Raw genomic sequence first — 11282 nt, 5'->3', positions numbered from 1 at the left:
CTTCAACACCAATATTCCTAGCCGCTACGATGGATCACATCTGCAGCTGCCTGGTACTTCGCTGGACATCACGCTCCGGCCACACCAGAAGGACGCGATCTGGCGCGGCATTCAGGACGGCACAGCACTTTTCGATCACGTGGTCGGCGCCGGCAAGACGCTCGTGTGCGTCGGCACGGTGATGGAGAGCAAGCGGATGGGGCTGTTCCGCAAGCCCATGGTGCTGGTACCGAACCATCTCCTACTGCAGTGGAAAGATGCCTTCTACGATCTGTATCCCAACGCCAACGTGCTGGTAGCAGAGAAGACGGATTTCAAGAAAGAAAATCGCGAGCGGCTGTTTGCCCGGATTGCTACAGGGGACTGGGATGCAGTGGTAGTGGCGCACAGCTCGTTCAAAAAAATCGGTATGCCACCTGAAACGCTCGAGGAGTTGCTGCAGGAGCAGATCCAGGACCTCACGGACGCGATTCTCGACCTCAAGAGCAGCCAGGGCGATCGTGTGACCATCAAAGAGATGGAGAAGGCGAAGGAACGGATGACCGAGCGTCTGGAGAAGAAAGCCGACACCGGTTCGAAGGACCAAGCTGTTAGCTTTGCCGATTTGGGTGTTGATGCCCTGGTTGTCGATGAGGCTCAGGAATTCAAGAACCTGTTCATCACCACCTCGCTAAGTCGGGTATCGGGCTTGGGGAATCTGGCAGGCTCGGAAAAGGCATTCGACCTTTTCGTTAAGTGCCGTTACCTGCAGCAACGGAACGACGGCCGCGGCGTGTTCCTTGCCACAGGTACCCCACTGAGCAATACGATCGCTGAGCTCTATACCGTGCAGCGATACCTGCAGTACGACGAGATGAAAGCCCGGGGCATCATTCATTTCGATGCTTGGGCTTCGACTTTCGGTCAGGTGGTAACTGGTTGGGAGCTGGACGCTACCGGCGTTAACTACAAGCTCAACTCGCGTTTTGCAAAGTTCCAGAACGTTCCTGAGCTGACAGCGATGTATCGGACCTTCGCCGATGTGATCACCCGCAAGGACCTCCAGGACCAGGCCGAAGCCCGCGGCACCCGATTCCCGGTACCAAAACTGAAAGGAGGTCGCCCGCAGAACGTGATTGTGGATCGATCTGAGGCTCAAGCCTGGTACATGGGCATTCAGCAGGAGGCAGTGGACACAGATGGTAAGCCCCTGCTGAAAGCGGATGGATCGACATTCAAGTCATGGAACGAAGGATCCATCATCCATCGCATGGAGCATCTGCCGAAAGACCCACGTCTCGATAATCCGTTGAAAATCACCAATGACGCACGCAAAGCGGGTTTGGATTTCCGACTTATCGATCCAGGAGCCGGGGATTTCGCGGGCAGCAAAGTGAACGCGTGTGTCGATCAAGCGTTCCGCATTTGGGAGGCCTGGGACGAGCGTAAAGGAACGCAGCTGATTTTCTGCGACCTTTCCACACCGAAGGGTTCAAAACGTCCAGAACAGGCTCCTGTGAGCTCAGAGGATGAGGAGGAGGGTGAGGCCTCGATATCGATGGACGATATTCTGGCTGGGGCCAGCTCGTTCAGCGTGTACGACGATATTCGCTCCAAGCTGCTTGCTCGAGGGATCCCGGCAAACCAGATTCGCTACATCCATGAGGCCAACACGGACCTGCAGAAAGCCAAGCTCTTTGCTGAGATGAATGCCGGTGAGGTGAGGATCATCTTGGGCTCTACGGCGAAGATGGGCGCCGGCATGAATGTCCAACGTCGACTGGTTGCCCTGCATCACCTAGATGCACCCTGGCGCCCAAGCGACTTGGAACAACGCGATGGCCGCATCGAGCGGCAAGGTAATTTGTTCTATGAGATGGACCCTGACGGATTCGAGATCGAGATTCTGCGCTACGCGACGAAGCAGACCTACGATAGCCGCATGTGGCAGACCATCGAGTTCAAGGCGGCAGGCATCGAGCAGTTCCGCAAGGGCGACAGCCTCCAGCGAGTGATCGAGGATGTGGCCAGCGAAGCAGCCAATGCTGCCGAGATGAAAGCCGCCGCCACTGGCAATCCTCTGATCTTCCAGCAGGTGCAGATCGCGGCCGACCTCAAGAAGGTGGAAGCATTGTTCTCCAACTTCAAACGTGGCCAGCACTCTCTTGACAGTCGCATTGCGTGGCTGCGTGATGCCGACACGCGTGCCGATCGAGCAATCGCCCGCTGGTCATGTGAGATTGAGCGTCGCAATGCCGGCACCAAGTCCGAATTCGAGTTTTCGGCAAATGGCAGGACGTTTAAGGACGCCGACAAGGAAAGGCTGGCCGCAGTTTTTGCCGGCGCAATGAAGCGTGCCGTCGAGCGCAGGTCAGAAGACACGTTCCAGCGCGCAGAGCTGGTGCCCGTTGGGAGCTATCGTGGTTTCGAAGTTCAGGTGTCGTGCGAGCGGCAGAAAATTCACTTCACCGTCACCGGCCGGGACTCGTACGAGCCGGACAACCTGGTGTATCGCGTCGACGACAAGTTCAGCATTAGTGGATTCATCAGCCGGATGGACAACTTCCTGGAGCGTTTGGAAGGTTGGAGGGATGAGGCCGAATCTACACGGGGACGCGAGCTGTCGGAGCTCAACAAGGCGATCCAGGAGAAGGCGAAGCCCTTCCAGCAGCAGACCAGACTCGACTACCTGCGCGAGGATGCCCGGGATGTGCTCAGGGAGCTGAAGCTGATGCAGGCTGATGACTCCTATGTGTCCAAGTGGGAGCCAAAATCAGTCCTCCTGCAGGGTTCCGCAGCACCAGGGCGGAGTAAAATGCGGGCGTAATGTAAAAGGGCGCCTGAGGCGCCCTTTTCATTTCTGCTTTCAGAATGTTCTGTGCGTTGATGGGAGGTCTGTTTCCCTCATCACCTCGGCGGCTCGTGTTTCCCAGTAACGAACAGGGGCCGAAAGGGCGAGCAGCGGGATTGGAGCGCCCATCAATGCAACCACCGTCCAAGTTTGAAGCACGAGCTCTACTGAACTGGGAACCCAGCCGTAGGGATAGGCCACTGCCACGTAAACGGCGAGCAAAAAAGCCGCGCTTCCTACAAGTGAATGCAGGGAAATTTTTGCTACAAAGACCGCCCAGGCTTTGACCAAAGCATAACGGTTAGCGGGGTCAGCCTTTAGAGCCGCAATCGTGCTATTCAAGGCGACCTGATGATCCAGCCAACGCTCTTCTAGTCGATTCTTAAATTCTTCATCCATAAGCACAATTCTCGACGATGCAAAGGGCAGGGACGTCAACCCAGGTTGCCCGAAACATCCAATGCCTGAATTCCTCAACAGTCTGCCCACTTTTCTCCTGCAGGTTAGCAAGCAAACCCGATAGCCGCTGCTCCAGAACTCCCCCGGCTTCTTCCTCCTCATATTGCTCGAAGTAATCACCGTAAGGGTCTTCTGGCTCAAAGACCTGCGAAATGTGGGAGCGGTGTTTCCAGTGGTAGTACTGATGGTCCCGCCACCCCTTGGGGAATCGAGTGGCAAGCTCGCTCCAATCGGTCAAGCTGTAATGATCGGGGTAATTGCAATCTGCGTTGGATGTGTAAACCCAGTACAGCCTGCCCAAGGCCGGATGAACTGTGCTGACAAAAACTTCGCCCATGGCTGGTCCTCCTTTGCCGTTACTGCGCGTGCCGTAACCTGCACTCCGCAAACCAAAAGCCCGCTATCGCGGGCTCCATGGCATTTACTTCCAGACTTCATTCCAATTAGTCGATGAATCCGCCGGGTCACTCGTGTGTCCAACCTCGACGGGGTTGCTGATGTGCGTATCACCGCTACCCACCACGGTACCAAGACCTGTGTCGTTGACACCGGTCTGATTCACGGCATCGGTTACCGCGCCATTCACCTCACTCATGACACCATTGATCTGGCCGTTGACTTCGGAGATCACACCGTTGACCGACGAGCTGGCGATCGAGCAAACCTTGTCCTTGATCATCTGCCAGATGGCAGACAGATCGGGGAACGAGGTTGTGCTGAAAATGCCAGTGATCCCCCCGACACATTTCCCCAGAATGTCAGACGATGTTTGCGCTGCTGTTTGTGTGGTGTCGGCCGCGTCCTGATCTCGGGCCAGGCCGGCCTCACCACCACGCACTGCAGCCTCGCCGCTACGGCAGGTGGCAGCATTGGCTGTCACAGCCGAGCTCAGCAGCAACACAACGAATAACGCGCGGGTCAGTGTTTTCATACCAGTCCTCCAAGAACATTCAGCGGCCAGGAGCATCAAGCTCGAGCCCGGGGTTTAACGGTGGTTTGCGCCGGGCTTGGCTGTGCCATCGCGGGCTGTGCCGGCGCTTCGGGCTTTGGGGAGGCGCTCGATTTCTCCCGCTCTTTTCGTTGCTCAAGGAAACCCAGCTTACGGTGCATATCCGCATCAACGTGCTTGGTGACCTTCGCCTTGAGGATCTGGTTATCGACGTTGAAAAGCACCTCGTCGAAGTACACAGCTTTCCCGTCGCCGCGCCGATTGACTGCGTTACCAAATCCGATTTGCGTCCATTTCTGGTCGCTGCCATCATTGTTCGGCTGGGACAGGGTGATGAAATTGGGCTTGATCTCACCAGTTCCAGGTTCGGGGTGCCGCTCGTTGATAAACGCGAGCACCTGGTGCTTCTCGCCGTTGATCTTCACGTACCCTTGCAGGTAATCACCGCTGCCCTGGTAGAGGAGCACTGTGGTGTCGTACTGGTCGTTATCCAGCTTGGTCACACCGCGAAGGATGAGTTTCTGTTCCGCATTGCTGTCAGCGTTTGCCATACCGACCTCCTGAGGAGTGGTTGAATCACTGGTTGTAGCGCCGGGAATGTCTCCGGGAACACCGGAGTTGCTCGAACTGCCATGAAGGCCAGCGCCGAAGCCTTCAATCTCGGGAAGGGGGGTGGGCTCATCCTTGATGAAGGAATTGGCCATGATCCAGTCGTACTCATTCACTGGTGCAGGAACAGGACGGCCTGTCTTGTCGAACCAGTAGTACTGGTCGGTCGCTGGCTCTGGTCCAAGAGCGGCCAGGTCGTGCTCCAGCTCTTCGAGCGACTTGCTCCAGGTGTTGATGGCCTCCGACTGATCCCGCCACCAGACAGCGGCGTTTACCGCAACAAGGTTTTCCGCCCGTTGCAGATCGGATTCGCCAAATTGCACTCCCTCGGTTGCCTGGAAATGTTGATGCTCGACCGCGGCTGCAGCTACATCACCAAGCTCCACTTCATCACCATGAAGGGCGTCCTCTGCTGAACGTTCCAGTGTTCTAGGGCTATCTAGCGCGAATGACTCCAACACTTCTGCCGGCGCCGTATCGGATGGGGAACTCGGCCCCTGATCTGCGCCTTGATGGGTTTCCAGAGCAGTCAGGTAAGCCGCATCAGACTGTTCAATCGCCTTGATGACTTCTTCTGGATCCCAGGAATTTTCTAACTGGACCATCCGATCAAACACATCGCTGCCAGCCTCTGGCAGTGGTCCAAAGCGCTTCTCAGCGTCCGCCAGCAGCTCTCTGGCGATGGCGTAACCCTCGGATGCTTCCATCTGCCCGCGGAAGTGCGTATTGAGCTTACCGACCTCACTCTCAAGCTTGGCTTGGAAAGCAGCGCGGTATTTTGCTTCGGCCATGCAGCTTTCGATTGTCTGCAATCCTTCCGGTGAGCGGTCATGTTCCCACATGACGGCCATTGCATGATCCTCGGCCCGATACGGCAGCAAATCGGGGTAGTCATTGATATCACCGGGCAGACCGACTGACTCAACGAATCTCGCATCCCGCCCAGCCACTGTCAGGGACTCAACGGCCAAGGGTTCGACTGGAGGGGCCTGCTCTAGATCTGCTTTAGCAAGCAGAACGGCTTCCCATTCATTGCGATGAACCGTTTTCTCTTCGTAGCGCTCTACACGGCCATCGCTACCACGCACAGGCACTTCTACAGTTACCTGCTTACGTCCCAGGTTGTTCAATGCGACGGTATCGCCTGGAGCAATGTCGTTTTCGCGGAACACTCGAGAAAGGTCCACTCCCCAGGTAACACGTTCTTCGCCGTCGCTATTGCGCAATTTCACGAAGAAGCTTTTGCTCTGCTTCTTGTCGAAGAGATAGGGCGCCGGCCCGAAATCGACGATCACACCCTCGCGGGCATTAACAGGGGTTGGATCGGTTGCGGCCGGTTCTGCGGATGTCGTCGGCCCTTCACTGGGGGTGCCCACCTTCTCACCGGTCGCTTCATCTGACGGCTTCGGCGTTTCAGCTTCCGGGGCGTTTTTGTCTGGTACAGCCGCTATGGGAGGCAAGCCGAGCAGCTCGCGTCGAATGGCTTCCTGGGCAGGGTTGTTGAGTTCGACCGGAACCTCATGTTTGATCAGAACTTCGATCGCTCGGCGCTTGAATTCTTCACTGCCCGTAAGCTCGATTGAGCCACCGAACTTCTGTTTAGCCATGTAGAGGCCGGCCAGGATGGCCATCTCATCATCTTTGGCTTCAGCCACCATGAGGATTTGCTGCCCATGGTCGATGAAAATGGGCTTCTCATGGAGGGAATAGAGGACGCTGCCGTCGCGCCGCTCCTTGTAGGTGATGTCCTTCAAAAGCTCGCTGATCTGGATTTTTGGATCCTGATCAACAGTTTCTTGATCTAGATCAGGATTTCCCCGCCCAAAACCGTTACCGAATGCTTCATGCCCCTCCAATCGCGAAATAATTTCGCTGTAAAGGGTCTGGTCTAGTTCCTTTAGCAATTCCGCATATGTATCGTATGCGAAAATATTCTGATAAACGGTAGTTGCTGCATCAGCTGTATTCTTGGCGTCAATCGAGCGCCATGACGACAGGTCTGCAGCGACCCAATGTCTGACCAACGCAGTAGGCACGGCCGCGGCTTCATCTTCGGATGGTGGGCTATTCAGCCAGGCCTGGTACGCCTCAGCACGACGCACAATAGCTTCACGGGGAGAGGCCTCAGCTGCCTGTGGCGAATTCAATCGCTCATAAACAGCCTGGCGGAACTCTTGCATCAAGGCTTCGCTTTCTTCGCTCATGGCAATCCTGCCTCCTTCCGGATGGTGGGGTAGTCCGTTGCCCTGAGCCCCCGTAGAGGGGCTGGGTAAAGTTGGGTTAAACGCTTCGCTCTGGGCTGGACCGTGACTGCTGAAATTTCGTATTGTGTATATTATTCAAAATAAAGCGGAATGGGAAGCTCCGCGCCCTAAGGCCCAGGAGGGCTACGTCTGCTACATTTGAGGGGATCAAATGTCCATTGGAACTGATGAAATTCAGCCAATTTGTGGGACGGATTTGGAGAGATGGCGGATCGAGAACGGTCTGACCAAGGTTGCCGCTGCTGATGCCTTTGGCCTGCAGAAAGCGAAATGGGAAGAGCTAACAGGCCCGGAAAAGTCGGCTGAGCAGATCAACGACCCCGTGGTGGCTATGCTGCTTTTTCTCTACAGGACGCATCCGGAGTCTTCACCGGTGCAGCCACCGCTGGATATCAAGGATTTTTACGACTATTTAGGCCTTCAAGATTCGCCTCAAGATCGAGATACATTTGCCACGCTAATTGGCAGATCGCCACCCTCGGTTTACCGCCTGATGCTTCACGATGGCAAGCCAGGGCGACCTGTCATGAAGTGGGTTGAGGCCTTGAAGCGCATGGATTTGACACCTAAACAGTGCAAACGCGTGATGCAGGATGTCGTAAGTAAAGTAGGTGAACGACAGAAGGTGGAAAAGGTCTTGATTCAGGGTTGGTCAAAAGGTGGCATTGGTGAGCACGACTGAGAAAGCAGACTCGCACATTATCGAGCTCTCCAGCGTTTATTTCTACGCTGGCCAGGCGCCGCGCGCGATCGCCTTGAAGGATTGCGGTGCGCTTCTCAATGGGCACCCTGGGGACGTATTCCCGGCACTTTATGGCTATCAAAGCAAGCAGGACGGTTTCATGGCCGCTAGGGCTTACGCGGACAAGAACCGACTCCATTTTACCGTGATCGATTTCCTGGTGGAGCTCGATCATAAGCAGAATCCACTCATGATGAAGCCTGAGGATCTGGCCAATCACGACTTCGTGTCGTTTGCCAGAATGTCCAGGAGCATGATGGATGATCTGCAGGAGCTATTGCGTGAAAGGTTGGTCAGCGAGGGCCTGACCCCGACAAAAACCGAATTAGCGAAACCTCATCTATTGCTTCAACAACGGCCGGAATTGCTGAGTACTCTGACCGCCGCTCCCGAATGGGAACATATGAAGGTAATTGCCTACCCAGCTAAGGTGGCCTTCAGTGAGAAGGCTTTGACGGTGGGTGTTCTACCCCATAAACACTGGTCTGCAATCAAGGAAGCGACTTGCCGCCTCAACCCCGGAATTCGGATCACGCTGGAACCGCCAGGGCCGGCGAGCTCTGACGCAGCACCATTGGCTGCTCAAGCCAATAGGGACCGAGGTCCTCGAGCACGTTGAAGGACTGAAAAAAACCGCCTCCAAGGCGGTTTTTTTTAATCCCTGAAACGCTTCCTATACCACCACGGCCGGGCCACAATCCGTCCGCCGCGGGCGAAGCCCAAAAACTTGTTCCAGCACACATTCAGCGTCCACCCGATATGTGCCATGACCCCAAAGCAGACAATGATCAGTACAGCGACGATCCAGATCCACAAGCTGTGCCCAACATAAAGGCAAGCCAACAGCGGCATGTATGCGCCACATGGTATGCCGAGAGCTTTGGGTGAAATTGACGCACTTCTCCAACTAGATGCCATGGTCTAGTCCCTCCTGCTCACAACGTTTTTTGAATTCCTTCGCCCCGGCCAGGCTGACAAACTCGCCGGTATCTATGCGACCAGCTCGGAACAATCTCCAAGCCTTATCATCCAGGGTGGCCTCGGCTTTTTCCAACAAACCGCGAATGAAACGCCCCCAGTCTGTGTAAGGCAGGGATTGCAGTTCATTGCGCACTTCACGATCAAAAACGAGGTATTCGCGGATGGCTGCCCGCTTGCCGTCTGTAGTTTTGAGCAAGCGTTGTACCAGAATCACCCGTAATGCACCGGCCAAGCGTGAAGCCATGCCGGCCTGTTGGTCGGGAGGGTAGGTTTGAATTGCACGGTTGATAGTTTCTGCCACTGACTCTGTATGCATGGTTGCAAAGCACAGGTGACCAGTCAGCCCCGCTTCAGTCATTGCCTCAATCGTCTCACGGTCCCGAGCTTCACCAATACCGATGATACTGGGTTTGCGGCGCATGGCATTTCGTAGAGCTTTCGGGAAGTCGCCGATGTCTCGGCGCAGCTGCGACTGGGATGGTTGCGGTCCCAACCAATGCGGACCACCAAGGACGTACTCGATGGGGTCTTCATAGGTGATGACTTTCCGGTCAGGCATTTCTGCACCTGCCTTCTTGTACAAGCCGGCGAGGAAAGTTGTTTTTCCCGATCCCGTAGGGCCGCAGACCAGTACGAGCCCCATTTCTGCGTAGCAGCCCCGAATCAGATCAGGCTCGATGCCCATTTTGTCGATGTCGGGCAGATCCGAGGGGATCACTCGCATGGTGATCGAATAAGCCTCATCAATACCGGCGATGCGCGCTTGAACGAAGTTGGTCCGAAAGCGCAGCGTCGTGCCTCGTGCCAGCCCAAAGCCTTCGCCTGCCAGCTCCAGGGCCCGGTCAACACCCTCGTCCCCCTGCTTGATCATGCTTTCAATTTCTGCTGACCAAGCTGAGGCCATCAACGGTGACAACTGACCTTGTTTGATGGTCGTCGTCGACGCTTTCAATTGCCGGCCATGCAGCTCGACCCATATGTAGTCGCCGCCCTGGACAAGGATGTCCGATACGCCCCGGTCCGCACACAGCTTCAGAAAGCGCATGAAATTATCGGGAGACAAGTCACCCTCAAAATTGTACGGCTCGAAGGTTGGACTGATCACTTAGGCGCACCTTGACCAGGTTGGCGGATCTGCGTTTTAACCGAGGGACGCCATTTCTTTGGGTCAGTCTCGAATGTCGCCCGGCCGGTGACGCGACGCAATTTGTCGCCAAGCATCATCTGCTTACCATCACCTGTGACAGTCTGCTGGCTTTCAGCCACGCTCGTAGAGCTAATCATGTCGGACTGCAAGAGCGAGGAGTACAGGTGCATTCCGAGATAATCACGGCTCAAGCGATTGAAGTTGGCCTCGAGGATAGCGTCAGCCTGCTTGTATCCGTCGTCCCAACCTTTCCGAACCGCCTGCTCCCAGATTTCAGCCTCGTCGCTGTCTTGGGGACGCGCTTCGAAGTCGGGCAGTTCAACACTGCCATTGAGGGGCAGACCAACATAGAGATAGTCCCGCCAAGTAGGTGGGACGCTCACGAACCTTTCTTCCCGCTCAATTTTGTAGACCCGATTTGCTGTCCGCACTTGGTCTCGCGAGAAGGCAGCAACGTCCCGGGCCTCTACGATCACCGGGGGAAGTGTGCCGTTCTTGGCGATGAGAGGTGCGAATTTGAACATCGCATCGAGTGACGGCGATCGGGCATTAAGACCGTCAACTAGCTCACGAGCTCGGGCTGCCATACCGCCGCGGAAACCGACAGTGTTACCCATGTCGGTCAGCAATTGGTTTCGGATATCGGTGACCTTGGTGGTCGCTTTGGACTGGGGCTTAAGCAACGAGTCGAGATCAGGCGGTGCCGTTTCAACGACCGGCGCGGTGACCTGGCCGCTTGCGTCAAGCTCAGGACTTTCACTGGCATGGACAGCAAGGGATACCATCAAAGGCAACAATGCGAGAATCCGCTTCATAACGTGCCTCCAGTTCAGGCCTTGGGCCGGTTGTAATGGAGTTCCAACTTGCCAGGCATTTGGGTCACATCGGCGCGGTACCCAACCTGGGAGCGGATCATCAACATCAGGGTGTCGTAGGGCACCTTGTTGACATCGATGTCGACCGGCAGCGGCATACGCACGCCCATGAATGAGAACTCAAGCCCACGGTCACGGGCCAAAGCCGCCAAAAGCTCGACTGCATCGCCCTGCCACTTGAGCGACACACGTTGCTTGTCGTCCAAAATGGTCGAAGGTAGGCGCATCACCACGCGGCTGTTGATCGCCCCTTGCTGATAGAGATCGGCCTGGGCCATCTCGATACGCTGTGACGCCTCGAGGATCTGTTGGTCGATCAGATGCTGTGCCGATTCATCAGGTTTCTTTGATGCGCAGCCCCCCAGGGCTACAGCCAGGGCAACCAGAGCCATCGGATATCGTTTGTTGGCCATTTTGCGAACCCTC

General features: G+C 55.9%; 11 protein-coding genes. 3 read left to right on the top strand and 8 right to left on the bottom strand.

Annotated features, from left to right (window positions below):
- Positions 1-2806: DEAD/DEAH box helicase family protein (locus APH30_RS14540; RefSeq protein WP_177333732.1), on the top strand; the 2806-nt coding region annotated here is incomplete at its 5' end.
- Between the two features lie 39 nt (positions 2807-2845).
- Here the strand turns inward: APH30_RS14540 and APH30_RS28750 are convergent.
- From APH30_RS28750 to APH30_RS14525, 4 genes are all read right to left on the bottom strand, one after another.
- Positions 2846-3229, bottom strand: a complete 384-nt coding sequence (locus APH30_RS28750) for a hypothetical protein (protein WP_148043844.1) — start codon at positions 3227-3229, stop codon at positions 2846-2848.
- A complete protein-coding gene (locus tag APH30_RS14535) occupies positions 3222-3626 on the bottom strand; it encodes a hypothetical protein (protein ID WP_054912937.1) in 405 nt (134 codons plus the stop codon). The genes APH30_RS28750 and APH30_RS14535 overlap by 8 nt, the downstream gene beginning before the upstream one ends.
- 84 nt (positions 3627-3710) lie before the next feature.
- A complete protein-coding gene (locus APH30_RS14530; protein WP_054912936.1) occupies positions 3711-4220 on the bottom strand; it encodes a hypothetical protein in 510 nt (169 codons plus the stop codon).
- Between the two features lie 35 nt (positions 4221-4255).
- Complete coding sequence (locus APH30_RS14525; RefSeq protein ID WP_054912935.1) at positions 4256-7051, bottom strand: LPD7 domain-containing protein; 2796 nt, start codon at positions 7049-7051, stop codon at positions 4256-4258.
- Positions 7052-7262: 211 nt separating this feature from the next.
- Here APH30_RS14525 and APH30_RS14520 point away from each other — a divergent pair, with 211 nt between their 5' ends.
- Both APH30_RS14520 and APH30_RS14515 read left to right on the top strand, forming a co-directional pair.
- A complete protein-coding gene (locus tag APH30_RS14520) occupies positions 7263-7793 on the top strand; it encodes a hypothetical protein (protein WP_054912934.1) in 531 nt (176 codons plus the stop codon).
- Positions 7780-8472, top strand: coding sequence for a hypothetical protein (locus APH30_RS14515; RefSeq protein ID WP_123084025.1), 693 nt, complete (start codon positions 7780-7782; stop codon positions 8470-8472). The genes APH30_RS14520 and APH30_RS14515 overlap by 14 nt, the downstream gene beginning before the upstream one ends.
- 35 nt (positions 8473-8507) lie before the next feature.
- Here APH30_RS14515 and icmT read toward each other — a convergent pair whose 3' ends face one another.
- From icmT to APH30_RS14495, 4 genes are read right to left on the bottom strand one after another with little or no spacing between them, the layout of a single operon-like run.
- Complete coding sequence (gene icmT / locus APH30_RS29310) at positions 8508-8771, bottom strand: IcmT/TraK family protein (protein WP_054912933.1); 264 nt, start codon at positions 8769-8771, stop codon at positions 8508-8510.
- On the bottom strand, positions 8761-9939 hold the full coding sequence (gene traJ / locus APH30_RS14505; RefSeq protein WP_054912932.1) for a plasmid transfer ATPase TraJ: 1179 nt from the start codon (positions 9937-9939) through the stop codon (positions 8761-8763). The genes icmT and traJ overlap by 11 nt, the downstream gene beginning before the upstream one ends.
- Positions 9936-10796: a type IV secretory system conjugative DNA transfer family protein gene (locus APH30_RS14500; protein WP_054912931.1), complete on the bottom strand. Its 861-nt coding sequence runs from the start codon at positions 10794-10796 to the stop codon at positions 9936-9938. The genes traJ and APH30_RS14500 overlap by 4 nt, the downstream gene beginning before the upstream one ends.
- Before the next feature lie 14 nt (positions 10797-10810).
- Positions 10811-11269: a DotD/TraH family lipoprotein gene (locus APH30_RS14495; RefSeq protein ID WP_054912930.1), complete on the bottom strand. Its 459-nt coding sequence runs from the start codon at positions 11267-11269 to the stop codon at positions 10811-10813.
- Positions 11270-11282 lie beyond the last annotated feature (13 nt).

The organism is Pseudomonas sp. NBRC 111127 (genome assembly GCF_001320345.1).
Lineage (GTDB): Bacteria > Pseudomonadota > Gammaproteobacteria > Pseudomonadales > Pseudomonadaceae > Aquipseudomonas > Aquipseudomonas juntendi.
Note: the sequence above shows the minus strand (reverse complement) of the source record. Positions and strands in the feature narration are given on the sequence as shown.